The following is a 23,956-nucleotide window of genomic DNA, read 5'->3' on the forward strand; positions in this document are numbered from 1 at the left end:
GCTTGCCCGCGATGGCGATCTATCTGTCACCTCAAATCAAGCAGACACCCCCGCATCCGCCAACAACCCCACCGCCTCAATCGCCGTAATCGCACACTGCTCATCAATATCCGAGGTGTCCCCACTGATCCCGATCGCCCCCAGCACCAGCCCTTGCTGATCCCGAATCAACACCCCACCCGGCGCCGGCACCACGCTGCCCTGCCCCAGGCTGTTCAAGGCGGCGATGAACGCCGGGCGCTGCTGGGCGTCGAGCGCCAGCAAACGTGAGCCCTTGCCCAAGGCAATCGCGCCCCAGGCCTTGCCGATGGCGATTTGCGGGCGTAGCAGGCTGGCGCCGTCCTCGCGTTGCAGGGTGACCAAGTGGCCACCGCCGTCGAGCACTGCAATGGTCAGCGGCGCGGCTGAAATGGTGCGGCCTGCGGTGAGGGCCTGGCTGGCCAGTTGGGTGGCGAGTTTCAAGGTTAAAGCGCTCATAGGTGCCGTCCTTATCTTGTTATGGGTAAAGCCGTTGAGGTCTGAAGGATCAGAAGCTCGATCAAACAAATAGAACACAATGAATATTGTTTTTGTATACAATATTTTCGCACAAAGGCTCCACACGTCGAAAAAAGCCATTCAGACGAACGCAAACGCCAGTTTATAAAATGCATTGACCTGCGCCGCTCGCCGTGAATACACTTTGAACAGACACCACTTGTATACAATTACAAAACGCAAGAGGCACCAAAACCATGAGCAAAATGAGAGCAATCGAAGCCGCCGTCCTGGTGATGCGCCGTGAAGGTGTAGACACCGCCTTCGGCATCCCAGGCGCCGCCATCAACCCGCTGTATTCGGCCTTGCAGAAGGTCGGTGGCATCGATCACGTCCTTGCTCGCCACGTTGAAGGCGCCTCGCACATGGCCGAGGGTTACACCCGCACCAAGGCCGGCAATATCGGCGTGTGCATCGGCACGTCGGGCCCGGCGGGCACCGACATGGTCACCGGCCTGTACAGCGCCTCGGCCGACTCGATCCCGATTCTGTGCATCACCGGCCAGGCTCCACGTGCACGGATGCACAAGGAAGACTTCCAGGCCGTCGACATCACCAGCATCGTCAAGCCGGTGACCAAGTGGGCGACCACCGTGCTCGAACCCGGCCAAGTGCCTTACGCGTTCCAGAAAGCCTTCTACGAAATGCGCTCCGGCCGCCCTGGCCCAGTGCTGATCGACCTGCCGTTCGACGTGCAGATGGCCGAGATCGAGTTCGACATCGACGCCTACCAGCCGCTGCCCCTGGCCAAGCCTTTGGCCACGCGCATTCAGGTCGAGAAAGCCCTGGCCCTGCTCGACCAGGCCGAGCGCCCATTGCTGGTCAGCGGTGGCGGCGTGATCAACGCCGATGCCAGCGAACTGCTGGTTGAATTTGCTGAGCTCACCGGCATTCCGGTGATCCCGACCCTGATGGGCTGGGGCACGATCCCGGACGATCACCCGCAAATGGTCGGCATGGTCGGCCTGCAAACCTCACACCGTTATGGCAACGCGACGATGCTGAAATCGGACGTGGTGCTGGGCATCGGTAACCGCTGGGCCAACCGCCACACCGGCTCGGTGGAGGTGTACACCGAGGGGCGCAAATTCATTCACGTCGACATCGAGCCGACGCAGATTGGCCGCGTGTTCACCCCGGACCTGGGCATCGTGTCCGACGCCGGTTCCGCACTGACAATGTTCATTGAAGTGGCCCGCGAGTGGAAAGCCGCCGGCAAGCTCAAGGACCGCAGCGCCTGGCTCAATGACTGCCAGCAGCGCAAGGCCACCCTGCACCGCAAGACCCACTTCGACAACGTGCCGGTCAAGCCGCAACGGGTGTACGAAGAGATGAACCAGGTGTTCGGCAAAGACACCTGCTACGTCAGCACCATCGGCCTGTCGCAGATTGCCGGCGCGCAGTTCCTGCATGTGTACAAGCCGCGCCACTGGATCAACTGCGGCCAGGCCGGCCCGCTCGGCTGGACCATTCCAGCAGCACTCGGCGTGGTCAAGGCCGACCCGAGCCGCAAGGTCGTCGCGCTGTCGGGCGACTATGACTTCCAGTTCATGATCGAAGAGCTGGCCGTGGGCGCGCAGTTCAAGCTGCCCTACATCCACGTGGTGGTGAACAACTCCTACCTCGGTTTGATCCGCCAGGCCCAGCGCGGGTTTGAAATGGACTACTGCGTGCAGCTGTCTTTCGACAACCTCAACGCCCCGGAACTCAATGGCTATGGCGTCGACCACGTTGCGGTCGCCGAAGGCCTGGGTTGCAAGGCCTTGCGTGTGTTCGAGCCAGGCCAAATCGCCCCGGCGTTGCGCCGCGCCGAGGAAATGATCGAAGAATTTAAAGTGCCGGTGATTGTTGAGATTATTCTGGAACGCGTGACCAATATTTCCATGGGCACCGAGATCAACGCCGTCAACGAATTCGAAGATCTGGCACTGGTCGGCAACGATGCGCCGACTGCCATTTCCCTGCTCGATTAAGGAGAACCCTATGCCGCGCTTTGCTGCCAACCTGTCCATGCTGTTTACCGAGCAGGACTTTCTCGCCCGTTTCAAAGCGGCCGCCGATGCGGGCTTCCAGGGTGTGGAATATCTGTTCCCGTACGAGTTCAGCTCCGCCGACATCAAGGCGCAGCTGGACGCCAACGGCCTGACTCAAGTGCTGTTCAACCTGCCGGCCGGTGACTGGGCCAAGGGTGAACGCGGCCTGGCCTGCCACCCGGACCGCGTCGAGGAGTTCCGCGCCGGGGTCAAGCTGGCCATCGCCTACGCCGAGGTCTTGGGCAATACCCAGGTCAACTGCCTGGCAGGCATCCGGCCGCAGGGCGTTGACGACGAAACCGTGGAAACAACCTTTGTCGCCAACCTCAAGTACGCCGCCGACAAGCTGCAAGCCGCGGGTATCAAGCTGGTCATGGAAATGATCAACACCCGCGACATTCCGGGCTTCTACCTGAACAACACGGCGCAAGCCCTGTCGATTCGCGAGCAGGTGGGCAGCGCCAACCTGTTCCTGCAATACGACATCTACCATATGCAAATCATGGAAGGTGACTTGGCCCGGACCATGGCGGCGCACCTGGGTGAGATCAATCACATCCAGCTGGCCGATAACCCGGGGCGTAACGAGCCGGGGACCGGGGAGATCAACTATCGCTTCCTGTTCGAGCATTTGGACCGCATTGGTTATGCAGGTTGGGTCGGCTGTGAGTACAAGCCGTTGACCACGACCGAGGCGGGATTGGGTTGGCTCAAAACCCACAACGCTATCTGATTGAACAAACACGGACCCAATGTGGGAGCGGGCNNNNGCAAGTCGAATCGTCGCACCGCCACTCCCACATTCGATCTCCTGTGTTTAGAAGGCCGTGCCAGGCCCATACACCTAATAAAAAGAGGATTTTAATCATGGCTAAAATCGGATTTATCGGCACCGGCATCATGGGCGAACCCATGGCTGCGAACCTGCAGAAAGCAGGTCACCAACTGTTCCTCTCCGAACACCACGGCAAAGCCCCGCAAGCCCTGATCGACGCCGGCGCCGTGGCGTTGGCCAACCCGCAGCAAGTGGCGCAGGAAGCCGAATTCATCATCGTCATGGTTCCCGACACCCCGCAGGTCGATGACGTGTTGTTCCGCAAGGATGGCGTCGCGGCTGGCCTGTCGCCGAACAAGGTGGTGATCGACATGAGCTCGATCTCGCCCACCGCCACCAAGGCGTTCGCGGCGAAGATCAACGAAACCGGCGCGCAGTACCTGGATGCGCCGGTGTCCGGTGGTGAAGTTGGCGCCAAGGCCGGCACCTTGAGCATCATGGCCGGTGGCGAGCCGCAGACCTTCGAACGCGCCCTGCCACTGTTCCAGAGCATGGGCAAGAACATCACGCTGGTCGGCGGCAATGGCGATGGCCAAACCGCCAAAGTGGCCAACCAGATCATCGTTGCGCTGAACATCCAGGCGGTGGCCGAAGCGCTGTTGTTCGCCTCGAAAAACGGCGCCGACCCGGCCAAGGTGCGCGAAGCACTGATGGGTGGCTTTGCCTCGTCGAAGATTCTGGAAGTGCATGGCGAACGCATGATCAAGGGCACCTTCGATCCGGGCTTCCGTATCAACCTGCACCAGAAGGATTTGAACCTGGCACTGGCCGGGGCCAAGGAACTGGGGATCAACCTGCCGAACACGGCCGGTACGCAGCAGGTGTTCAGCACATGCACGGCGATTGGTGGCGGTAATTGGGACCACTCGGCGCTGATCAAGGGGCTGGAGCATATGGCGAATTTTTCGATTCGCGATAAGTGACCCACACCGCTCCCCCTTTGAAATGCGGTCGAATGTGGGAGCGGGCTTGCTCGCGAAAGCGGTAGGTCAGTCAGCATGGATGTTGAATGAAAGACCGCATTCGCGAGCAAGCCCGCTCCCACATTTGATCGCATTCCAAGTCTGAAATTGATGCATCTCTAATAACAAAAAATCCCCGGGAGCCCGCTTATGTCGGTCGATCCGCAACACCTGCTTCGCGAGCTGTTTGCCACAGCCATCGACGCCGCCCACCCCCGGCTGGTCCTTGAACCTTACCTGCCCGCCGACCGCAGTGGCCGGGTGATCGTGATCGGTGCCGGCAAAGCCGCTGCTGCCATGGCCCTTGTCGTCGAAAATTGCTGGCAGGGCGAGGTCACCGGCCTGGTTGTCACCCGCTACGGCCACGGCGCACCGTGCAAGAAAATCGAAGTGGTCGAAGCCGCACACCCGGTGCCCGATGCAGCGGGCCTGGCGGTGGCCAAGCGCGTGCTGGAGCTGATCAGCAACCTCACCGAAGACGACCGCGTGATCTTCCTGCTCTCCGGTGGCGGTTCGGCCTTGCTGGCGCTGCCCGCCGAAGGCATCACCCTGGCCGACAAGCAAACCATCAACAAAGCCCTGCTCAAATCCGGCGCAACCATTGGCGAGATGAATTGCGTGCGCAAGCACCTCTCGGCGATCAAGGGCGGGCGGCTGGCCAAGGCGGCCTGGCCGGCGACGGTCTACACCTACGCGATTTCCGATGTGCCGGGCGACCAGGCCACCGTCATCGCCTCCGGCCCCACCGTCGGCGACCCGAGCACCTCGCAGCAAGCCCTGGCGATCCTCAAGCGCTACGGCATCGACGCGCCCGCCTCGGTGCGCAGCTGGTTGCAGAACCCGGCGTCGGAAACCGTCAAGCCCGGCGACCCGGTGCTCGCGCGCAGCCACTTCCAACTGATCGCCCGCCCGCAGCAATCTCTCGAAGCGGTGGCGGTGAAAGTCCGCCAGGCCGGGTTCAGCCCGTTGATCCTCGGCGACCTCGAAGGCGAAGCGCGGGACGTGGCCAAGGTACACGCCGGTATCGCCCGCCAAATCGTGCAGCATGGCCAGCCGCTGGCGGCGCCGTGCGTGATCCTCTCCGGCGGTGAAACCACCGTCACCGTGCGCGGCAATGGCCGTGGCGGGCGCAACGCCGAGTTCCTGCTGAGCCTCACCGACAGCCTCAAAGGCCTGCCCGGCGTATATGCCCTGGCGGGTGACACCGACGGCATCGACGGCTCGGAAGACAACGCCGGCGCGATCATGACCCCCACCAGCTACGCGCGCGCCGAAGCCCTGGGCCTGTCGGCCAGCGATGAGCTGGATAACAACAACGGCTACGGCTACTTCGCTGCCCTCGACGGTTTGATCGTCACCGAGCCGACGCGCACCAACGTCAATGACTTCCGCGCCATCCTGATCCTTGAGACTGCCAACCATGACGCCTGACAAGAAGGTCAAAATCCTCGCCACCCTGGGCCCGGCCACCGACGGCATCGACGACATCCGCGAGCTGGTGGAAGCCGGGGTGAATATCTTCCGCCTCAACTTCAGCCACGGCGACCACGCCGATCATGCCCAGCGTTACCAGTGGATTCGCCAGGTGGAGCGCCAGCTGAATTACCCGCTGGGCATCCTGATGGACCTGCAAGGGCCGAAGCTGCGCGTCGGCAGGTTTGCCGAGGGCAAGGTGCAATTGGTGCGCGGCCAGGCATTGCGCCTGGACCTGGACCCGACGCCGGGCGATCAGTGCCGGGTCAACCTGCCCCACCCGGAAATCATCGCGGCGCTGGAGCCAGGCATGGACCTGCTGCTCGACGACGGCAAGCTGCGCCTGCGGGTGATTACCAAACATGCCGAAGCCATCGACACCACCGTGCTCAATGGCGGTGAACTGTCCGACCGCAAAGGCGTTAACGTGCCGCAAGCGCTGCTGGAACTCAGCCCGCTGACCGCCAAGGACCGCCGCGACCTGAGCTTCGGCCTGGAACTGGGCGTGGATTGGGTGGCGCTGTCCTTCGTGCAGCGCCCGGAAGACATCCGCGAAGCCCGCGAGTTGATCGGCGACAAGGCGTTTTTGATGGCCAAGATCGAGAAGCCCTCAGCCGTGCAACGTCTGCAGGAAATCGCCGAACTGAGCGACGCAATCATGGTGGCCAGAGGCGACCTGGGCGTTGAAGTGCCCGCCGAAAGCGTGCCGCAAATCCAGAAAGACATCATCAGCACCTGCCGCCAGTTGGGCAAACCGGTGGTGGTGGCCACGCAGATGCTCGAATCCATGCGCTTCTCTCCGGCGCCGACCCGCGCCGAAGTGACGGACGTGGCCAACGCCGTGGCCGAAGGCGCCGACGCAGTGATGCTGTCGGCGGAAACCGCGTCGGGCGAGTACCCGCTGGAAGCCGTGCAGATGATGAGCAAGATCATCCGCCAGGTGGAAAATGGCCCGGATTACCAGACGCAACTCGATGTCAGCCGGCCCAAGGCCGATGCCACGGTGTCGGACGCCATCAGCTGCGCGATCCGGCGTATCAGCAGCATCCTGCCGGTGGCGGTGCTGGTCAACTACAGCGAGTCCGGCAGTTCCAGCCTGCGCGCAGCGCGGGAGCGACCGGTGGCGCCGATCCTCAACCTCACGCCCAACCTGTCCACGGCGCGGCGCTTGAGCGTGGCGTGGGGCGTGCACTCGGTGGTCAATGATCGGCTGCGCCAAGTGGATGAGGTGTGTTCCACAGCGCTGGAAATTGCCCAGGCCCAAGGCATGGCGCAGCGCGGCGATACCTTGGTGATTACCGCCGGGGTGCCGTTCGGACAGCCGGGGTCGACCAACTCGTTGCGTATCGAGACGTTGATCTGAACCCCTGTGGCGAGGGAGCTTGCTCCCGCTGGACTGCGCAGCAGGCCTATCTTTTGGGGCCGCTTCGCGCCCCAGCGGGAGCAAGCTCCCTCGCCACAGGGTTAGTGTTCATCTGCAGAAACTCAACTCATGCACAACCCAACCTGCCCCGACTGGGCCGAAGCCCTGCTCAACGGCTTCAGCCAAATCTTCCTGCAACGCCAGCCGCTGTGTGGCTTGCTGTGCCTGCTGGCCATCCTGATCGGCGCCCCGGCCTTGTTCGGCGGGGCGTTGCTGGGTGGCGTCGCGGGTTTGCTCACCGCCCAGCGCCGGGGTTATCCCAAGGCGGAACGCCAGGCCGGGCTATATAGCTACAACGGTGTGCTGCTGGGTGTGTTGATCAGCCAGCATTTCGCCTGGTCAGCCTTGTTGCCGCCGCTGATCCTGGCGTGTGGCGGCTTGAGTGCGATGCTCACACGGCAATGGTTGAAACACGCGACGGCGGCGGATGACCTGCCCGCCTATACCGCGCCTTTTGTCGGCCTGGGCTGGTTGCTGCTGGGCAGCGTGCCTGAGAACACATTTACACTCACCGAACCCGATACTTTGAGCGTGCTCAGCGCGCCGTTTACCGGGCTCGCGCAAATCATGCTGCTGGACCAACCGGTGGCCGGCGCACTGATTGCGCTGGGCCTGTTGCTGGCCAACCGCCGCGCCGCGCTGTGGGCGCTGATCGGTGCCAGCTGCGGCGTATTGCTCGCCCTGTTGATGGACGAACCCGGCAGCGCCCTCCTCGGCCTGCACAGCTACAACCCGGCATTGGCCGCACTGGCGTTGAGCCAGACACGTCGCCAACCCTGGCTGCCGCTGCTCGGCATTCTCCTGGCGGTCATTCTCACGCCCGGTTTCGCCGCGCTGCACCTGCCTGCGCTGACCGCGCCGTTTATCCTTGCCTGCTGGCTGGTACGCGCCAGCCGGCGGTTGTTTAAAGCCCGCGTGGACAGCCCGTACGAATCCCCCTAGGCTTGCTCGATATTCGATTTGGGCGGGCTTTATGGACAGCAACAACGACTGGCGTCAGCGGCTCTACGTCATGGTATTTCAGAGCGATACGCTGGCCGGGCGGCGCTTTGACGGCATCCTGCTGCTGATCATCCTCGCCAGCATTGTGATCGTGATGCTCGACAGCATCGACCAGATTCACCAGAACTACGCAAATCTGCTGGCGTATATCGAGTGGGGCTTCACGCTGATCTTCGCCATCGAGTACGGCTTGCGCCTGTATTGCTCGCCCAAGCCGTTGCGCTACGCCTTCAGCTTTTATGGCCTGGTGGATTTACTCGCCATCGTGCCCGGCATCCTCGCCCTGTATTACAGCGACGCCCAGTACCTGCTGATCATCCGCATCATTCGGATGCTGCGGATTTTCCGCGTGCTCAAGCTCAGCCCGTACCTCAAGCAGGCCAACTACCTGATGGCGGCGCTGCGCGGCAGCAAGCAGAAGATCGTGGTGTTCCTGGTCAGCGTATGCACCCTGGTGACGGTGTTCGGCACCTTGATGTACGTGATCGAAGGCCCGGAACACGGCTTTACCAGCATTCCCAAAGGCATCTACTGGGCGATTGTGACCCTGACCACCGTGGGCTTTGGCGACATCGTGCCGAAGACCCCGCTGGGCCAGGTGATTTCGTCGCTGGTGATGATCACCGGTTACTCGATCATTGCCGTGCCCACCGGGATTTTCACCGCCGAATTGGCCAGCGCCATGCGCGGCGAGCAGTTGCAGCACGATTGCCCGGTGTGCAAGAAAGACAACCACGAACCCAACGCGGCGTTTTGCTCGCGCTGTGGCAGTAACTTGTTTCGTAAAGTGGAATAAGCAAAGTTCGTTTTAATCTTTAAACGTCTATGCAGGCCCGGCTATAGTCGCTGGCAAATTGCCCCCACTCAATCAGCAACCTTCTCGAACAACAAGGAATGAGCAGTGAAAAAACTCGTTAGCGCCTCTCTCCTGGCCGCCGGCCTTGCCCTGGCGGGCGCCGTGCAGGCCGCCCCCGTCACACTGCTCAACGTCTCTTATGACGTGATGCGCGACTTCTACAAGGACTACAACGCCGCCTTCCAGAAACACTGGGAAGCCGAGCACCCGAACGACAAGCTGACGTTGCAGATGTCCTTCGGCGGCTCCAGCAAACAAGCGCGCTCAGTGATCGACGGCCTGCCGGCTGACGTGATCACCATGAACATGGCCACCGACATCAACGCCCTGGCGGACAACGGCAAGCTGGTGCCGGACAACTGGGTAACGCGCCTGCCGAACAACAGCGCGCCGTTCACCTCGGCCACGGTGTTTATCGTGCGCAAGGGCAACCCAAAAGCCCTGAAAGACTGGCCGGACCTGCTCAAGGATGGCGTGCAAGTGATCGTGCCCAACCCGAAAACGTCGGGCAACGGCCGCTACACCTACCTGTCGGCCTGGGGCTATGTGCTGAAGAACGGCGGCGATGAAGACAAGGCGAAGAAATTCGTTGGCGAGCTGTTCAAACACGCACCAGTGCTGGACACCGGCGGCCGTGCAGCCACCACCACGTTCATGACCAACCAGATCGGCGACGTGCTGGTGACGTTTGAAAACGAAGCGGAAATGATCGCGCGTGAATTTGGCCGTGACCAGTTCGAAGTCATCTACCCAAGCGTCTCGGCCGAAGCTGAGCCACCGGTGTCGGTGGTCGACAAAGTGGTCGAGAAGAAAGGCACCCGCGTGGCCGCCGAGGACTACCTGAAATACCTGTGGTCGCCGGAAGGCCAGGAAATTGCTGCCAACAACTACCTGCGCCCACGTGACCCGAAGGTGCTGGCCAAGTACACCGACCGCTTCCCTAAAGTCGACTTCCTGTCGGTAGAGAAGACCTTTGGTGACTGGCGCACCGTGCAAAAAACCCACTTCAATGATGGCGGGGTTTTTGATCAGATCTACAGCGGTCAATAACTGAATAAACGCGGTAAACAATGTGGGAGCGGGCTTGCTCGCGAATGCGGTGGTTCAGTCGATTGATTCGGTGACTGACACTCCGCTTTCGCGAGCAAGCCCGCTCCCACATTTGGATCTGTGTTTGGCCGTTACATCGGCGGTGTCACGCCATCCTTGCCGGCCGAGATCGCTTGGGCGGTAATCGTCCCATCCGCGCCCTGCGCCGCAAACATCACCACCTTCACCCCCGGTTTGAGCAAGCTGCGGTCACCTGGCTCCAGGTTCACGATCGGCACATCGTCCGGTACCACAATCTTCTGCTCGCCGCCTTTGTACTTCACGGTCAAGGTGCGCCCGTTGCTGACCACCAGGTCGCCGACGGTGCCGTTGGTCATGCTGCTGCCTTCTTTCAAATCGAACGCGCGGTGCCCGTCGCCGGTGCCGGCCATGGCCGGTGGGAACACGTGGACTTCCAAGGCCGTCAGGGTGCCGTCGGCATTCGGCATGGCGGCAGAGCCGATGTAGCTGCCAGGCTTGATTTCATCAATCTTGGCCAGGGTGACGGCGCGCACCTGGGTGTCTTTGGTCAGGTGCACGGTGACGTCTTCACCGCTGTTGATCTTGACGTGCATGGCGTCGCCGTCGATCGCCGTGATGGCGCCGCGCACACCAACGCGTGGCGCGTCGGCGGCATTGGCGGCGTTGGCCAAGCCAATGGCCATGGCCGCGGCCAGGGTTGAAGCCAGGATCATCTTGTTCAGCGTGATTTTCATGAAAGTGGATTTCCTGTTTCGGCAGTTGTGACTGAATGTATCATTGCCGTTCGACTCAAAAGTTAACGATTCAGTCATTAATTTGCGGCATGAGTGATATCACTCACAGCGCTCTACTCCGGCCACGAGGTTGTCTTTACTCTCGCACGCCATCTTCCTTTGCTTTGACGAGAACACCATGAACGCGACTCCACACGCTACAGGTACCATGACCCGAGGCATGGTGATGCTTTTTGCGTTCTGTTGCGGCGCCATTGTGGCCAACATCTACTACGCCCAACCGATCATCGAATTGATTGCGCCGGACATCGGCCTGACCCCGGCGATGGCCAGCCTGATCGTGTCCCTGACGCAAATCGGCTACGCCTTGGGCCTGTTCTTCCTGGTGCCGCTGGGCGACCTGCTGGAAAACCGCAAGCTGATGATCGCCACCACGGTACTGGCCATCGCCAGCCTACTGGGTGCGGCTTTCACCGAGCAGCCGAATTTGTTCCTTCTTGTGTCGTTGCTGATCGGATTCAGTTCCGTCTCGGTGCAAATTCTGATCCCGCTGGCCGCACACCTGGCGCCTGCCGAATCCCGTGGCCGCGTCGTCGGCAGCATCATGGGCGGGCTGTTGCTCGGCATCCTGCTGGCACGGCCGGTGTCCAGCGTGGTGGCCGATCACTTCGGCTGGCGTGCGATGTTCATGGCCGCCGCCGCGTTGATGGCGTTCATCAGCATCGTGCTGCTGCTGACCATCCCCAAGCGTCAACCCGACCACAGCGCGAGCTACGGCCAACTGCTGCGCTCACTCGGTACGCTGCTGCGCAAGCAACCGGTATTGCGCCAGCGGGCGTTCTACCAAGGCTGCATGTTTGCCACCTTCAGCCTGTTCTGGACCGCCGCGCCACTTGAGCTGGCACGCAATCACGGCCTGAGCCAAAGCGAGATCGCGTTGTTTGCCCTGGTCGGTGCACTGGGCGCGATTGCCGCCCCAATCGCCGGCCGCCTGGCCGATGCAGGCCACACGCACCGCGCCTCGTTGCTGGCCATGCTGTTTGCCGCGCTGAGTTTTCTGCCGGCCTTTGTGCACCCGCTGTACAGCGTGATCGGCCTGGCCGTGACCGGTGTGGTACTGGATTTTTGCGTGCAGATGAACATGGTGCTCGGCCAACGCGCCATCTACGCTCTCGACGCCAACAGCCGCAGCCGCCTGAACGCGCTGTACATGACCAGCATCTTCATCGGCGGTGCCTTCGGCTCGGCGATTGCCAGCAGCGTGTATGAACACGGCGGCTGGCTTGGCGTGATGCTGGTGGGCAGTGCGTTCCCGCTGGTGGCGTTGTTGCGGTTCGTGAGTGCGTCGCGGCAAGTGGCGGTCGCCACAGCCTGATGGCGGTCAGGAGCGCACCAATTTCTCCAAGGCCGCATCCGCCAGAAATGACGAGCGGCTTTTGACTTTGTGCTCACGCACATAACGGTCGATTCGCTGGATGACATAACCGGGCAAGGTCACATTGACCTTCTCGGTCTTGCCCAGATAGGGCGAGATGTCCAACTCCAACATCCCCCAGCCCATCCCGGCGTAGTCTTCGTTCGCGTGGTGGTTGGCCACCGAGGTGGGCATCGGAATCGGCCCGCCTTCGGCGGCGATCTCGTGCAGCATGATGTGCGCGACTTCCACGGCGGCGTTGTACGCCTCTTCAAAGCTGTCCCCGGCGGTGACCGCGCCTGGAATATCGGGGATCTGAATACCGGTGGCGGTGAAGTCGTCGCCCCATTCGATACACATTGGGTATTGCATGAGTGCTCTCCTTAAAACTGAAACAGCCCGGCGCGTTTCCTGATGCTTCTGACGGTGCCCAGGGGCAAGTCCTTCTTGGGGTGCGGCACCGGGATCGTGTACGGGTTATAGCGGTGAGTAAAAATATGATGACTGCCCGTAACCCGATCCAGCACCCAACCCGCCTCTTGCAGTTCCTTGATCAATAACCTGCTTTGCACCCCAGCCTCCTTGGCTTGGCCTGAATAAAAGTAACCCTAGAGTTATATTTACTCAAGCACAGATTTGCTGGAGTGGATTGACGGTTGTATTACGCCATATTGGAAAACCGCCGAACCTATTCCCACAGAGCATAAATCCTATGCCCTGCGCCCCGCTTCCTCGCCCATCCTGCCTCCCTCATGCTGCTCTCCAGCCAACCTGGCTCATCTCCCGAGGGAATATCGCAATGACACTTCAAGCCACACTTGATGCCTTCCGCGCCGACTTCAAAGCCGGCAAGCCGCCCTACAACGCGCCGGCGCACATTCACCCGATCATGGAGCGCGCCACCGCCGAGCTGATCGCTTCCGGCGCCGCAGAACGCGCGCTCAAGGTGGGTGACAAGGCGCCGCTGTTCAGCCTCAAGGACGCCGACGGCACCCTGGTGTCCTCGGCCGACCTGTTGGCCAAAGGCCCGCTGGTGCTGACGTTCTACCGGGGCGTGTGGTGCCCGTACTGCAATATGGAGCTGCAAGCGCTGCAAGCGTTTCTGCCGACGTTGAAAGCCGCTGGCGCGACCTTGCTGGCCCTGTCGCCGCAGACGGCCGCCAACAGCCGTAAAGCCGAGCGCATCGCCGAACTGAACTTCCCGATCCTCAGCGATACCCACAACGACGTCGCCGAGGCGTTCGGCCTGCGCTTTCAACTGCCGGACTACCTGATCGAACTCTACAAGGGCTTCGGCAACAACCTGCCACTGATCAACGATGATCCGGCCTGGACCCTGCCCATGCCTGCGCGCTATGTGATCGGCCAGGACAGCGTGATTCGTTACGCCGAGGTCAACCCGGATTACACTCAACGCCCAGAACCGTCGGCGATGCTCGACGCGCTTACCCAATAACCCCTTAACCGATAAACCAAGGAGACTCGATGGACCGCCTCACCGCCATGGAAACTTTCGTGCATGTGGTCGAGACGGGCTCGTTCTCCGCCGCCGCCAAACAGCTTGGCGTGGGCCAACCCGCCGTCTCCAAAAGCATTGCGCAATTGGAGGCGCGCCTGGCGGTGCGCTTGCTGCTGCGCTCCACGCGTGGCCTGACCCCGACCGAAGCCGGCCTGGCGTTCTTTGAAAAAGCCAAGCGCGCCATCGACGAAGCCAACGAAGCCGACGACGCCGCCCGAGGCGCGGGTGCAGGCTTGTCGGGCAACTTGCGCATCAGCGCCGCAACCACCTTCGCCCGCTTGCACATCATTCCTCACCTGGGGCCATTCCTGGAGCAATACCCCGGGGTCAATATCGAAGTGGTGCTCAATGACCACAGCCTCAACCTGGTGGAAGAAGGCATCGACGTTGCCCTGCGCATGGGCAACTTGACCGACTCCGGCCTTACCGCGCGCAAGATCGGCCAATCCCCGCGCCAAGTGCTCGCCACCCCGGCGTACTTCGAGCGTTTCGGCGAGCCGGCCACCCCAGCCGATTTGCTGCAGCACCCGGCGATCATCTACACCCTCGGCGGCGGCTCACCCTGGGCCTTCAGCCAAGGCGACACCCAACACCCCATCGTCGCACGCGGCCGCATACGCGTCACCGCCGCGGAAGGTGTACGCGCCGCCGTGCTGAGCCATTTGGGCCTGACCATGGCGTCGACCTGGATGTTTGCCCCGGAACTGGCCAATGGCGAAGTGAAGCCGGTGCTGACCGACTGGCATCTCCCGCCGATTGATTTGTGGGCGGTGTTCCCAACCGGCAGGATGGCAAGCGCCAAGGCTCGGGCGTTTGTGGAGTATGTCGAAACGCTGCTCAACGCCTGAGCCGGTCGACGCTAACGGCTGGCCACGCCGAGCAGGTCCTGCGGCTTGATCAACCGCGCGCTTCGAATAAGGAAGTCCGAGTGACGCCTGCCGAGCAGGTCGATTCCCACAACGGAACGGCCAGTCCTTGGGTCGTGCTTGACCACGGTATCGCCAATACGCCCAGTGTAGGCATCAACCAGGCGCAAAGGGGTTCCCAGCTCGGTTGCCAGTGCCGTCAGGTCGATCGTGTCTTCGCCACTGGCGAAATCCATGAGCTGGTCAGGGTCGTAAAAGATCGAGTCGGTGACCTTGGCATATTTGAATGTGTTTCTACCGCCCACGCCCCACAGCACATCGCCGCCGCCACCGCCGGCGAGGGTGTTGTCCACCTCGTTGCCGATGATCCGGTCCCTGCCTGAACCGCCGATGGCATTCTCCACTAGACCGCCTTCAGCCATTGCGAAGTTGTCGCGCAGGCCGCCTGCGCTGGAGCTTGCAGAGCGGCGCAAGTCGATGGTCTGGTTCTGCCTGGCGCCGGAAAAGTCCAGGGTGTCGTGGCCACCCGAGCCCTGGATGATCGGGGTGGGGTTCAGTGGCGCAACACCCTCGCCAGTGACAATGTCACTGGCCTGAATACCGCCCACGCTCCTGATAAACACATCGGCTTTGCCACGCCCCGTCAGGTCAACGCTCAAGCTGCCATTCCCGCTGTTCTGATCATGGCTGAGAACGATCTCGCCGGCTCGGCCGGTAAACTGCTCAACCACCTTGAAATGCTTGACCGAGTAGTTTTTGAATAAGCCGCTGAGGTCAATTTTGTCCGACCCACTGGTGAAATCCAGAATGTCATCCGGGCTGTCGAGCGTAGAGTCACTGGCTTTGTCGTAAACAAAAATATCCGCGCCTGCACCGCCTCTCAACCGGTCCGCTCCGCCCCCGCCACGGAGCCTGTTGCCAACCTCGTTACCATTGATGTCGTCATCGCCGGAACCGCCGATAGCGTTTTCTATGACGACGCCCTTGGCGATGGACACATTGCCCTTCAAGCCACCAACACTGGAATACGATTCAGCGCGCAGATTGATTATCTGATACTGGTAAAAGCCGGAGAAGTCCAGGGTATCAATACCGCCGCCGTCCCATACTGAAAATATTGGTTTGTCGTTCGCGGACTTAAGGCTGAAGTAAGCATTTCCAGTCGTGGAGTTAAAACCATATACAGTGTCCGTATTCCGGGTCTTGAAGTTAATTCCATATAACTTCTGCGCCGCTGCAATATCATCTTTCAAAGGAACTGCAGATTGGCGTCGCTGAAAATCATGGCCCGGTTGTTCGGTTGCATTCCAGTAGCTCATGACACTATGGGCTCGGGTGTCTTGCTCGTAGTGCGCATCCGCATAGCTACGCTTGGTTTTATCTTTATCGTTGACCTTACCGTAATCGCCGGGGTGGCTAAGACCAATGGCATGCCCTAACTCATGAATGGCCGTTAATAAAAAATAATCGCCATTCTCGGGCGCGTCAGAAGCGTTATACGTTCCGATCGTGGTGGTCATATCATTGTGATACCGATTAGGTAAATGTGACTCCCCGGCACTGGTGGAAGGGTCCGCTTTGATTGCTATTGAACCGTCCGCGTCAGCTGAGCGTTCTTTGAATACAATATTGGCCACGTCCTGCCAGGCCTGCAGCGCTTTGCGAATAGCCGCTTTCTGGGGTGCGGAGAAGGCTGGATCAAGGGTGAATGACAGCTCGATTTTCCCATCACCATTGCGATCATAATGCCGATAGCCTCCTCGCAGAATCTGCTGGGCAGCCTCGTCCGTGTTAAAGGAACGTTGTTGAGTTGCGCGAGTGGATAACGTCGAGTACGGTGAGAAAGCGGGAGCATTCAGCGTAGGAAGTTCATTATCGGGAACAGACTGATTAACAAACGAATGAGCGACACGCATAAAACATCCTTTGAAAAACTTTATATTCAGCCCTGCCAAAAGGCTGTGATGACGGTAATTCCAACTTACCGCAACAATAAAGTCCCATAGACAACTCGCTAACGCCAACCCGATAGTATTTCATGTTCAAACTTTAAAACATCTTAAAACTCTTCACCCGCCCGCAATTACAGGCTTGGAGAATAAAGGACCGCACATAAAATTCTACAATTAAACACTGCGCAAACATCACAGCGCCAAGAAGCGCAGGACACTCACGTCCCGACTTGAAATACAGACAGGTTGGAACCAGCTTGTGTGGGAGCTGGCTTGTGTGGGAGCTGGCTTGCCTGCGATGCAGACGACTCGGTATTACTGGGGGAACCAAAGTGCTGCTATCGCAGGCAAGCCAGCTCCCACAGGGTTATGCGCTGCCTAGAGAATTCGGCCATCCCATGCCACCGTTACATGCCTGGGCAGCTCGCGCCGATGTTCCAGCAACCACGCATCCAGCGTATGCCCCACATGGGTCAACACGCCCAATTGCGCACCACTGTCCTCAATGCTTTGCAACGCCAGCGTCAGGTCATTGTGATTACGCGGTACTTGCGGCTGTGGGGGCATGGAGCAATCGAGCACCAACACATCCAATGGCTCACGCTGCAACCAGGCCAGCGTGTCGAGCGGCAGGCCGACAGTGTCGGTGAGGTAGGCGATGCGCCGCCCTTGCCCTTCAAGCAAATAACCCAGGGTCAGTTTGGAATGCTGCAACGGCAACGCGGTGACGCTCAGCTCGCCGAACTGCCGGGTTTCGAACGCCGCGAACGGCTGGCTGAAATCCAGAATGCCGGGGTGTTTGTAGAGGTCGGACAAACCCTCTGGATCCGCCGGGCCATGCACCGGAATGATCAAGCCCTGGCCCCAACGCAAATGCAGCAACCCTTGGGCATGATCGGCGTGGTAGTGAGTCTGCAAAATCCCGGTGAAGCTGCGCGGCGGGAAGCGTTCGCAGAGGTCGGGCAAACCGCTGTCGATCAACCAGCGCTGGTCGCCGCACTCGATCAACGCGCTGCACGGCAGGCGGCGCAGGCTTGCATCGCTGCGCGCCAGGCCACAGGCCGCACACTCGCAGCCATACACCGGCACTTGCCGCGCGTCGCCGGTGCCCAGCAATGTCAGGCGCATGCCGAGTGCCCTTGGTCCAGACAGCACAGCAAGCGCTCGACGGTGTTGCCCAATGGGCCGGAATTATCCAGCACAAACAACCCCGCGCTATTGCCGCTGATCAGCTCGGCGGTGAACTGCGCATTGCGCGCCAGGCGCTCTTCGATCTGGGCCAGCGACTCACGCCCGCGCGCGATAAGACGCTGGCGCAAAACGGCCTGGTCCACCGTCAGCAACAGCACCAACACCGTCGGATAACGCACGCGCGTTTGCGCCAGGTGCGCACGGGAGCCGTTGACCAGCACATCGTCCCCCGCCGCCAGCCATGCATCGATTGCCTTGGGAATGCCATACGACAACCCGTTGGCGTGCCAGCTGAGCGCAAACGCGCCCTCGGCGTCCATCGCGGCGAACTGCTCGGGGCTCACACCTTGGGCCGCCTCGCCCACCGCCTCGGCCGAACGGGTGATCACCCGGCGCACAATGCGGCAGCCGCGTTCGGCCAAGCGCGGGCGCGCGGCATCCAGCAGGCTGTCCTTGCCCGAACCCGATGGCCCGATGAGATAGATCAACCTGCCTGCCATCAAAACACCCTCTTCGCTTGTCGCCACACTTGTTGCACTACGGGCAGCCCTTCGCGGCGCTTGGCCTGGACCAGGTCGGCGCGCAGGCCAATGGCAATTTCACCGCGATCGTCAAGGCCCGCCGCTTGCGCCGGTGCCAGGCTGATCATCTTCACCGCGCGCGCCAAATCACCGCCGTCCTGTTGGTCGGCCAGCACGAACGCGGCCTGCAACAGGCTGGCCGGGTAGTAGTCACTGGAAAGTATATCCAGCAAGCCTTCGGCCGCCAGGCCGGCGGCGGCCACATTACCCGAGTGCGAACCACCGCGCACCACGTTCGGCGCGCCCATCAGCACTTTCATGTTCAGCGCCTGGCAGCCCTTCGCCGCTTCCAGCGTGGTCGGGAATTCGGCGATGGTCATGCCATAGCGCGCCGATTCCTCGACATGTGCAAGCGTCGCGTCGTCATGGCTGGCCACCGACAGGCCGCGCCCCAGGCAATGCTCGACGATGGCCGCGCGATAGCGGTCGCTGTACTCGCGGGAGTTGGCCATTTGCAGCAGGATAAACGCGTCCATGGTTTCATCGTTGAGGTGGTACTTGCCCATGTAGTACTCACGGTACTTGGATTCGAGCACGAACTGGCGCTGACCCGGCGAATGGTCCATCACCGACACCAGGCGCACCAGCGGGTTTTCCACCAGGTCGCGGAACACGCTGAGGGTGTCCGGGTGGCACAACTCGCAGCGCAGGTGCAGGTGGTGCTCGGCGCGAGTCAGCCCGGCGCCTTCGGCCTGGGCGATGGCATCGAGCATCGCCGGCAGTTTCTTCATGCGGTTGCCCTTGGGGTTCACATCGCCGATGGACACCGCGTCGAACACCGTGGTGATGCCCGCCGCGATGATCTGCGCATCATGGCTGAGCACCGCCGAGGTCGACGGCCAGTCCACGCCGGGGCGCGGGGTCATGTGTTTTTCCAGGTTGTCGGTGTGCAATTCCACCAGCCCCGGCAGCAGGCAATCACCGCCCAGGTCCTGGGCCTGGGGCAACTGGCTGCGGCCTTCGGCGATGTCGACGATCTTGCCGTCACGCAGCACCACCGAACCGAGGAACACACGCTCAGCCGTGACGACCTGGGCATTACTGAGGATCTGTTCAGCGGGCATGTTCATATTCCTCTTCGGCAACGGGCGTGGGGGTCATGTCGAAATGGCGGTCAGCCACCGCTTCACGGGCGGCGCGGTCGTGGAAGATGCCGATCAGCGCGGCACCCGCCGCCTTGGCTTCGTTCATCAGTTCCAGCACCACCTGGCGATTGTTGTCGTCCAGGGACGCGGTGGGTTCGTCGAGCAGCATCACCGGCCACTCGACCATAAAGCCGCGGGCGATATTGACGCGCTGTTGCTCGCCACCGGAGAAGGTGCCGGGCGCCAGTTGCCACAGGCGCTGAGGAATATTCAGACGCGTCAGCAGGTGCTCGGCGCGTGACTGCGCATTGGCCTTCGACCAACCACGGGCCAGCGCCGGCTCCATCACCACGTCCAGGCAGGCCACGCGCGGAATCACCCGCAGGAATTGGCTGACATAGCCCAGGGTGTGCTGGCGCACCTGCAAAATGTCACGCGGCTCGGCGCCGACCAGCTCCAGCCACTCACCGGCATGCCTGACGCGAATGCTGCCGCCTGCCGGTAGATAGTTGCCGTACAGCGTGCGCAGCAAGGTGCTTTTACCCGCGCCGGATTGGCCGTGCAGCACCAGGCATTCGCCGCCCTGCACACTGAATTCCACACCGCGCAGCACGTTGAGCACCACGCCGTTCTGCTGGTGCAGGGTGAAGGTTTTCGAGAGGTCGCGGACCTCGATCAAGGCATTCATCATGGCTGCAATACCGAAGACACCAGCAGTTGAGAGTAAGGGTGCTGTGGATCATCAAGGATCTGGTCGGTGAGCCCGGTTTCCACCACGTGCGAGCGGCGCATCACCATCAGGCGGTCAGCCAGCAAACGTGCCACCGCCAGGTCGTGGGTGACGATCACCACCGCCAGATCCAGCTCACGCACCAGGCCGCGCAACAGGTCGAGCAAGCGCGCCTGCACCGACACGTCGAGGCCACCTGTGGGTTCGTCCATAAACACCAGGCGTGGGCTGGAGACGAGGTTGCGGGCGATTTGCAGGCGTTGCTGCATGCCGCCCGAAAAGGTGCGCGGCAGGTCGTCGATGCGCTGCGGGTCGATTTCCACCTGGCCGAGCCAGTCGAGACCGGCGCCACGCAGCTGCTCATAGTTGCGCACGCCCTGAGCCATCAGGCGCTCGCCGATATTCGCGCCGGCCGACACGCCCATGCGCAGGCCGTCCCGTGGGTTCTGCTCGACAAAGCCCCATTCGGTGCGCAGCAAGGTGCGGCGCTCGGCTTCGCTGGCGCTGTACAAATCCAGCCATTCGCCGTCCTTGCTGCGGTAGCCGATGGTGCCGGCTTGCGGTGGCAAACGCCCGCTCAACAGCGAGAGCAAGGTGGATTTACCCGAGCCGGACTCGCCGACAATGCCCAGCACTTCGCCGGGGTACAGGTCGAAGCTGACGCCCTGGCAACCCTTCTCCGGGCCGTACAGCAGGGACAAGTCGCGCACTTGCAATAACGGCTGGCTCACTGGTTGTTCTCCTTCACGCGTTGGGCGCAATACCAGGTGTCGGAACACACAAAACTCTGGGTTCCCGCGTCATCGAGAATCAGCTCATCGAGGAAGGAATCGTGGCTGCCGCAGATGGCGCAGTTGTGTTCCCACTTCTGTACTTCGAACGGATGGTCTTCAAAGTCCAGACTGGTGACCTGGGTGTAAGGCGGCACCGCGTACAAGCGTTTTTCACGACCGGCGCCGAACAGCATCAGCGCCGGGCTCATGTCGAGTTTCGGGTTGTCGAATTTGGGGATCGGCGACGGGTCCATCACGTAGCGCTCGTCGACCATCACCGGGTAGGCGTAGGCGGTGGCGATATGGCCGAAGGTGGCGATGTCTTCGTAGAGTTTCACGTGCATCACCCCGTAATCGTTGAGGGCGTGCATGGTGCGGGTCTCGGTTTCCGAGGGCTCGATAAAGCGCAGCGGCTCGGGGATCGGCACTTGGTAAACCATGATTTGGCCGGCCTGCAACGGGGTTTCCGGGATGCGGTGGCGGGTCTGGATCACCGTGGCGTGCGGTGTGGCTTCGGTGGTGGCGACGCCCGCCGTGCGCGCAAAAAAGCGCCGGATCGACACGGCGTTGGTGGTGTCGTCGGCGCCTTGGTCGATGACCTTGAGCACGTCGTCATCACCGAGGATCGCGGCGGTCAATTGCATGCCGCCCGTGCCCCAGCCATACGGCAACGGCATCTCGCGGCCACCGAACGGCACCTGGTAACCGGGAATCGCCACAGCCTTGAGCAAGGCGCGGCGGATCATGCGTTTGGTCTGCTCGTCGAGGTAGGCAAAGTTGTACGCCGGGTCGCGCGCCGGGGTTTGGGTCAAGTCATTCATGGCGGGTGCCCTCGGCCGGTTGGCGCAGTTTGCGGATCAGCTCCAGTTCGGCCTGGAAGTCCACGTAGTGAGGCAATTTGAGGTGCGAGACAAACCCCGCCGCCTCGACGTTGTCGCAGTGGGCCAACACAAACTCTTCGCGTTGGGCCGGTGAGACGACTTCTTCGTTGTATTCCTCGGCGCGCAGCGAGCGGTCGACCAGCGCCATGCCCATGGCTTTGCGCTCGGCATGCCCGAACGCCAGGCCGTAACCGCGCGTGAACTGCGCCGGCTCAGTGGCCGAACCGACGAACTGATTGACCATCTCGCACTCGGTCACTTCGATGCTGCCCAGGCAGATCGGGAAGCCCAGCTCTTCGGGGTCGATCCACACCTCCACGTCGCCAATGCGAATCTCACCGGCAAACGGGTGGTTGCGGCCGTAACCGCGCTGGGTCGAATAGCCCAGCGCCAACAGGAAACCTTCATCGCCACGGGCCAAGGCCTGCAAGCGCTCGGCGCGGCTGGCCGGGTACTCCAGCGGGTCGCGGGTGATGTCTGCGACGCTGGCGTTGTCGTCGGCCTCGTGCTTGATCAGGCCTTCTTTGGCGAGCAAACCGAGCACCCGTGGGCAGGCTTCGATGCGCGCCTCGGGCGTGGTCTGCGGGCCTGGGTATTGACCTTCGGCGAGCAGCGAAAAATCCAGCAGGCGGTGGGTGTAGTCGAAGGTCGGGCCGAGCAATTGGCCGCCGGGCACGTCCTTGAACGTGGCCGACAAACGCCGGCTCAGCGACATCTGCGACGTATCAATCGGCAAGCTCGGGCTGAAGCGCGGCAGCGTGGTGCGGTAGGCGCGCAGCAGGAAGATCGCCTCAACCAAATCCCCCGCCGCTTGCTTGATCGCCAGCGCAGCCAGTTCTTCGTCGAACAGCGAGCCTTCGGTCATCACCCGCGCCACGGCCAGCGGCAGTTGCTCGCGGATTTGCGTCACGCTCAGTTCAGGCACGCGGGTATCGCCCCGGCGCTTTTTCGCCAGCAGGCGGTGAGCATTGTCGATGGCCTGTTCGCCACCCTTGACGGCTACGTACATCAGGCACGCTCCTCTAACAGTCGGCTGCTGCGTGGCAGGCCGATCAGGTGATGACCTGCGCTGAACACCACGTCCAGGCCACGCGGGAAGGCTTCGCGGCGCTGGCGTTCGAGCCAGAAGGCTTGCGGTACCGGCACATTGACCAGGCGTTGCGTCTTGATGCCGGGGCCGCGCCAGTGCAGGCCGCGCCCGGATTCCAGGTCGGTGAGTTGCACGAGCAAGGTGCAGGACTGGTCGGGGTAACGGTCGTTGCCGTGGTCGAAACCGCTGAGGTCGAGCAGGTCGTGTTCGCCGAGCAAGGCGAACGCTGCTTCCTCGCGCTTATCCGTGAGCGGGCAGCCACAGTGAAAGGCCAGGTTGGCGCGGATCAGCGGCGTGTCGAAGCTGGGTGCCAGCCACAGCGGCGTGTCCATATCCAGCAGCGCCAGGCACAGCGCATAGGTGGCAGGTGCCAGGCCGTCGAGGCGTGGGGCCGAGGGCAAGTGCTGGAGCAGGCCAGGTTCGGCGAGCGCCTTGAGCGCCGCGCGAAAACCGCGCTGGGCGTCCAATACCGGGTCGACAAACGCCGGCTGTAACAGGTGAGCGTTCATCAGTTTTCTCCTCGCACCAAAGTGAAGAACTCGACCTTGGTGGCAGCGGTGTCGGCTTCTTTTTGCGCGCGGCGTTTGGCTTGGGCAGTGGCCAGCGCGGTGATCAAATCGCTGAGCCACAGGCTCGGCTGGCTGCCTTGCAAATGGGCGTCGGCCAGGGCGGCCAACTCGGCGTGCAGCTTGTCGCGCCCGGCCAGGTAGCTGTAGCCGGTGCGGCCATCGGCCAGGCGCACCACGCAGCGGGTCACGCTCATTTCGCCAACGTTGAAGGCCGCGCCATCACCGCCCATGCGCCCGCGCACCAGGGTCATGCCGATTTCCGGGGCGCGGATCAGTTGGTATTCGGCGTCCTTCAAGGCGGCTTCGTGGGGTTGCAGTTCATTGAGCTGGGCGCGGGCTAATACGCCGATCCAATGTTGTCGCGGGGACACACTCATCA

25 protein-coding genes are annotated in these 23,956 nt (G+C 61.7%); 11 read left to right on the top strand and 14 right to left on the bottom strand.

Annotated elements, in window-relative coordinates:
- Nucleotides 1-36 precede the first annotated feature (36 nt).
- Nucleotides 37-477 carry a heme-binding protein gene (locus HX783_RS03210; protein ID WP_159955083.1) on the bottom strand — a complete coding sequence of 147 codons (441 nt, stop codon included), beginning with the start codon at nucleotides 475-477 and terminating at the stop codon, nucleotides 37-39.
- 257 nt (nucleotides 478-734) lie between these two features.
- Here HX783_RS03210 and gcl point away from each other — a divergent pair, with 257 nt between their 5' ends.
- From gcl to HX783_RS03250, 8 genes are all read left to right on the top strand, one after another.
- Nucleotides 735-2,510, top strand: a complete 1,776-nt coding sequence (gcl, locus tag HX783_RS03215) for a glyoxylate carboligase (protein ID WP_159955082.1) — start codon at nucleotides 735-737, stop codon at nucleotides 2,508-2,510.
- 10 nt (nucleotides 2,511-2,520) lie between these two features.
- Complete coding sequence (gene hyi / locus HX783_RS03220) at nucleotides 2,521-3,303, top strand: hydroxypyruvate isomerase (RefSeq protein ID WP_177015958.1); 783 nt, start codon at nucleotides 2,521-2,523, stop codon at nucleotides 3,301-3,303.
- Between the two features lie 134 nt (nucleotides 3,304-3,437).
- Nucleotides 3,438-4,328 (top strand): 2-hydroxy-3-oxopropionate reductase, encoded by an 891-nt coding sequence (locus HX783_RS03225; RefSeq protein WP_177015959.1) that lies wholly within the window; start codon nucleotides 3,438-3,440, stop codon nucleotides 4,326-4,328.
- 189 nt (nucleotides 4,329-4,517) lie between these two features.
- Nucleotides 4,518-5,798 carry a glycerate kinase gene (locus HX783_RS03230; RefSeq protein WP_177015960.1) on the top strand — a complete coding sequence of 427 codons (1,281 nt, stop codon included), beginning with the start codon at nucleotides 4,518-4,520 and terminating at the stop codon, nucleotides 5,796-5,798.
- The gene (pyk, locus tag HX783_RS03235; protein WP_159955078.1) at nucleotides 5,788-7,203 is read left to right on the top strand and encodes a pyruvate kinase; all 1,416 of its coding nucleotides are present in this window, start codon (nucleotides 5,788-5,790) and stop codon (nucleotides 7,201-7,203) included. Before HX783_RS03230 ends, pyk begins: the two co-directional genes overlap by 11 nt.
- Before the next feature lie 129 nt (nucleotides 7,204-7,332).
- Nucleotides 7,333-8,205 carry an urea transporter gene (locus HX783_RS03240; protein ID WP_177015961.1) on the top strand — a complete coding sequence of 291 codons (873 nt, stop codon included), beginning with the start codon at nucleotides 7,333-7,335 and terminating at the stop codon, nucleotides 8,203-8,205.
- A gap of 31 nt (nucleotides 8,206-8,236) precedes the next feature.
- Nucleotides 8,237-9,061: an ion transporter gene (locus HX783_RS03245; protein ID WP_159955076.1), complete on the top strand. Its 825-nt coding sequence runs from the start codon at nucleotides 8,237-8,239 to the stop codon at nucleotides 9,059-9,061.
- Nucleotides 9,062-9,166: 105 nt separating this feature from the next.
- Nucleotides 9,167-10,171: a sulfate ABC transporter substrate-binding protein gene (locus tag HX783_RS03250; protein ID WP_159955075.1), complete on the top strand. Its 1,005-nt coding sequence runs from the start codon at nucleotides 9,167-9,169 to the stop codon at nucleotides 10,169-10,171.
- A 131-nt stretch (nucleotides 10,172-10,302) separates the two neighbouring features.
- Here the strand turns inward: HX783_RS03250 and HX783_RS03255 are convergent, their stop codons facing one another.
- Complete coding sequence (locus tag HX783_RS03255) at nucleotides 10,303-10,926, bottom strand: DUF5666 domain-containing protein (protein ID WP_159955074.1); 624 nt, start codon at nucleotides 10,924-10,926, stop codon at nucleotides 10,303-10,305.
- Between the two features lie 178 nt (nucleotides 10,927-11,104).
- On the opposite strand from HX783_RS03255, the gene HX783_RS03260 reads away from it, so the two are divergent.
- A complete protein-coding gene (locus tag HX783_RS03260) occupies nucleotides 11,105-12,301 on the top strand; it encodes an MFS transporter (RefSeq protein WP_177015962.1) in 1,197 nt (398 codons plus the stop codon).
- Nucleotides 12,302-12,307: 6 nt separating this feature from the next.
- Here HX783_RS03260 and HX783_RS03265 read toward each other — a convergent pair whose 3' ends face one another.
- Together HX783_RS03265 and HX783_RS03270 are read right to left on the bottom strand one after the other, a co-directional pair.
- Nucleotides 12,308-12,712 carry a type II toxin-antitoxin system HicB family antitoxin gene (locus tag HX783_RS03265; protein WP_177015963.1) on the bottom strand — a complete coding sequence of 135 codons (405 nt, stop codon included), beginning with the start codon at nucleotides 12,710-12,712 and terminating at the stop codon, nucleotides 12,308-12,310.
- Nucleotides 12,713-12,723: 11 nt separating this feature from the next.
- Nucleotides 12,724-12,912 carry a type II toxin-antitoxin system HicA family toxin gene (locus tag HX783_RS03270; RefSeq protein WP_065901605.1) on the bottom strand — a complete coding sequence of 63 codons (189 nt, stop codon included), beginning with the start codon at nucleotides 12,910-12,912 and terminating at the stop codon, nucleotides 12,724-12,726.
- 227 nt (nucleotides 12,913-13,139) lie between these two features.
- Between HX783_RS03270 and HX783_RS03275 the strand changes: the two genes are divergently transcribed.
- Nucleotides 13,140-13,796 carry a peroxiredoxin-like family protein gene (locus HX783_RS03275; protein WP_177015964.1) on the top strand — a complete coding sequence of 219 codons (657 nt, stop codon included), beginning with the start codon at nucleotides 13,140-13,142 and terminating at the stop codon, nucleotides 13,794-13,796.
- A gap of 29 nt (nucleotides 13,797-13,825) precedes the next feature.
- Entirely contained in the window at nucleotides 13,826-14,707 is an 882-nt protein-coding gene (locus HX783_RS03280) for a LysR family transcriptional regulator (protein WP_177015965.1), read from the top strand.
- A gap of 11 nt (nucleotides 14,708-14,718) precedes the next feature.
- Here the strand turns inward: HX783_RS03280 and HX783_RS03285 are convergent, their stop codons facing one another.
- The 10 genes from HX783_RS03285 to phnG form a co-directional block, all read right to left on the bottom strand.
- Nucleotides 14,719-16,641: a M10 family metallopeptidase C-terminal domain-containing protein gene (locus HX783_RS03285; RefSeq protein WP_177015966.1), complete on the bottom strand. Its 1,923-nt coding sequence runs from the start codon at nucleotides 16,639-16,641 to the stop codon at nucleotides 14,719-14,721.
- Between the two features lie 414 nt (nucleotides 16,642-17,055).
- Nucleotides 17,056-17,805, bottom strand: coding sequence for a phosphonate metabolism protein PhnP (gene phnP, locus HX783_RS03290; protein ID WP_177015967.1), 750 nt, complete (start codon nucleotides 17,803-17,805; stop codon nucleotides 17,056-17,058).
- Complete coding sequence (gene phnN / locus HX783_RS03295; protein ID WP_159955066.1) at nucleotides 17,796-18,368, bottom strand: phosphonate metabolism protein/1,5-bisphosphokinase (PRPP-forming) PhnN; 573 nt, start codon at nucleotides 18,366-18,368, stop codon at nucleotides 17,796-17,798. Before phnN ends, phnP begins: the two co-directional genes overlap by 10 nt.
- Nucleotides 18,368-19,513 carry an alpha-D-ribose 1-methylphosphonate 5-triphosphate diphosphatase gene (locus HX783_RS03300; protein ID WP_177015968.1) on the bottom strand — a complete coding sequence of 382 codons (1,146 nt, stop codon included), beginning with the start codon at nucleotides 19,511-19,513 and terminating at the stop codon, nucleotides 18,368-18,370. Before HX783_RS03300 ends, phnN begins: the two co-directional genes overlap by 1 nt.
- Nucleotides 19,503-20,222: a phosphonate C-P lyase system protein PhnL gene (gene phnL, locus HX783_RS03305; RefSeq protein WP_177016635.1), complete on the bottom strand. Its 720-nt coding sequence runs from the start codon at nucleotides 20,220-20,222 to the stop codon at nucleotides 19,503-19,505. Before phnL ends, HX783_RS03300 begins: the two co-directional genes overlap by 11 nt.
- Nucleotides 20,222-21,031, bottom strand: a complete 810-nt coding sequence (phnK, locus tag HX783_RS03310) for a phosphonate C-P lyase system protein PhnK (protein WP_177016634.1) — start codon at nucleotides 21,029-21,031, stop codon at nucleotides 20,222-20,224. Before phnK ends, phnL begins: the two co-directional genes overlap by 1 nt.
- On the bottom strand, nucleotides 20,992-21,858 hold the full coding sequence (locus tag HX783_RS03315) for an alpha-D-ribose 1-methylphosphonate 5-phosphate C-P-lyase PhnJ (RefSeq protein WP_177015969.1): 867 nt from the start codon (nucleotides 21,856-21,858) through the stop codon (nucleotides 20,992-20,994). Before HX783_RS03315 ends, phnK begins: the two co-directional genes overlap by 40 nt.
- The gene (locus tag HX783_RS03320) at nucleotides 21,851-22,927 is read right to left on the bottom strand and encodes a carbon-phosphorus lyase complex subunit PhnI (RefSeq protein WP_159955062.1); all 1,077 of its coding nucleotides are present in this window, start codon (nucleotides 22,925-22,927) and stop codon (nucleotides 21,851-21,853) included. Before HX783_RS03320 ends, HX783_RS03315 begins: the two co-directional genes overlap by 8 nt.
- Nucleotides 22,927-23,517 (bottom strand): phosphonate C-P lyase system protein PhnH, encoded by a 591-nt coding sequence (phnH, locus tag HX783_RS03325; RefSeq protein ID WP_177015970.1) that lies wholly within the window; start codon nucleotides 23,515-23,517, stop codon nucleotides 22,927-22,929. Before phnH ends, HX783_RS03320 begins: the two co-directional genes overlap by 1 nt.
- On the bottom strand, nucleotides 23,517-23,954 hold the full coding sequence (gene phnG, locus HX783_RS03330) for a phosphonate C-P lyase system protein PhnG (protein ID WP_159961391.1): 438 nt from the start codon (nucleotides 23,952-23,954) through the stop codon (nucleotides 23,517-23,519). Before phnG ends, phnH begins: the two co-directional genes overlap by 1 nt.
- Nucleotides 23,955-23,956 lie beyond the last annotated feature (2 nt).

The sequence above is a fragment of the Pseudomonas sp. D2002 genome (genome assembly GCF_013385735.1).
Classification (GTDB): Bacteria; Pseudomonadota; Gammaproteobacteria; order Pseudomonadales; family Pseudomonadaceae; genus Aquipseudomonas.

Coding starts and splice junctions, on each gene's coding strand:
- pyk (WP_159955078.1), top strand. CDS start 5,788: ATGACGCCTGACAAGAAGGTCAAAATCCTCGCCACCCTGGGCCCGGCC.
- phnP (WP_177015967.1), bottom strand. CDS start 17,805: ATGCGCCTGACATTGCTGGGCACCGGCGACGCGCGGCAAGTGCCGGTG.
- HX783_RS03240 (WP_177015961.1), top strand. CDS start 7,333: ATGCACAACCCAACCTGCCCCGACTGGGCCGAAGCCCTGCTCAACGGC.
- HX783_RS03265 (WP_177015963.1), bottom strand. CDS start 12,712: ATGCAATACCCAATGTGTATCGAATGGGGCGACGACTTCACCGCCACC.
- phnG (WP_159961391.1), bottom strand. CDS start 23,954: ATGAGTGTGTCCCCGCGACAACATTGGATCGGCGTATTAGCCCGCGCC.
- HX783_RS03255 (WP_159955074.1), bottom strand. CDS start 10,926: ATGAAAATCACGCTGAACAAGATGATCCTGGCTTCAACCCTGGCCGCG.
- phnL (WP_177016635.1), bottom strand. CDS start 20,222: ATGAATGCCTTGATCGAGGTCCGCGACCTCTCGAAAACCTTCACCCTG.
- HX783_RS03230 (WP_177015960.1), top strand. CDS start 4,518: ATGTCGGTCGATCCGCAACACCTGCTTCGCGAGCTGTTTGCCACAGCC.
- phnN (WP_159955066.1), bottom strand. CDS start 18,368: ATGGCAGGCAGGTTGATCTATCTCATCGGGCCATCGGGTTCGGGCAAG.
- HX783_RS03280 (WP_177015965.1), top strand. CDS start 13,826: ATGGACCGCCTCACCGCCATGGAAACTTTCGTGCATGTGGTCGAGACG.
- HX783_RS03260 (WP_177015962.1), top strand. CDS start 11,105: ATGAACGCGACTCCACACGCTACAGGTACCATGACCCGAGGCATGGTG.
- HX783_RS03315 (WP_177015969.1), bottom strand. CDS start 21,858: ATGAATGACTTGACCCAAACCCCGGCGCGCGACCCGGCGTACAACTTT.
- HX783_RS03225 (WP_177015959.1), top strand. CDS start 3,438: ATGGCTAAAATCGGATTTATCGGCACCGGCATCATGGGCGAACCCATG.
- HX783_RS03285 (WP_177015966.1), bottom strand. CDS start 16,641: ATGCGTGTCGCTCATTCGTTTGTTAATCAGTCTGTTCCCGATAATGAA.
- HX783_RS03245 (WP_159955076.1), top strand. CDS start 8,237: ATGGACAGCAACAACGACTGGCGTCAGCGGCTCTACGTCATGGTATTT.
- HX783_RS03210 (WP_159955083.1), bottom strand. CDS start 477: ATGAGCGCTTTAACCTTGAAACTCGCCACCCAACTGGCCAGCCAGGCC.
- HX783_RS03300 (WP_177015968.1), bottom strand. CDS start 19,513: ATGCCCGCTGAACAGATCCTCAGTAATGCCCAGGTCGTCACGGCTGAG.
- HX783_RS03275 (WP_177015964.1), top strand. CDS start 13,140: ATGACACTTCAAGCCACACTTGATGCCTTCCGCGCCGACTTCAAAGCC.
- hyi (WP_177015958.1), top strand. CDS start 2,521: ATGCCGCGCTTTGCTGCCAACCTGTCCATGCTGTTTACCGAGCAGGAC.
- phnH (WP_177015970.1), bottom strand. CDS start 23,517: ATGAACGCTCACCTGTTACAGCCGGCGTTTGTCGACCCGGTATTGGAC.
- gcl (WP_159955082.1), top strand. CDS start 735: ATGAGCAAAATGAGAGCAATCGAAGCCGCCGTCCTGGTGATGCGCCGT.
- HX783_RS03320 (WP_159955062.1), bottom strand. CDS start 22,927: ATGTACGTAGCCGTCAAGGGTGGCGAACAGGCCATCGACAATGCTCAC.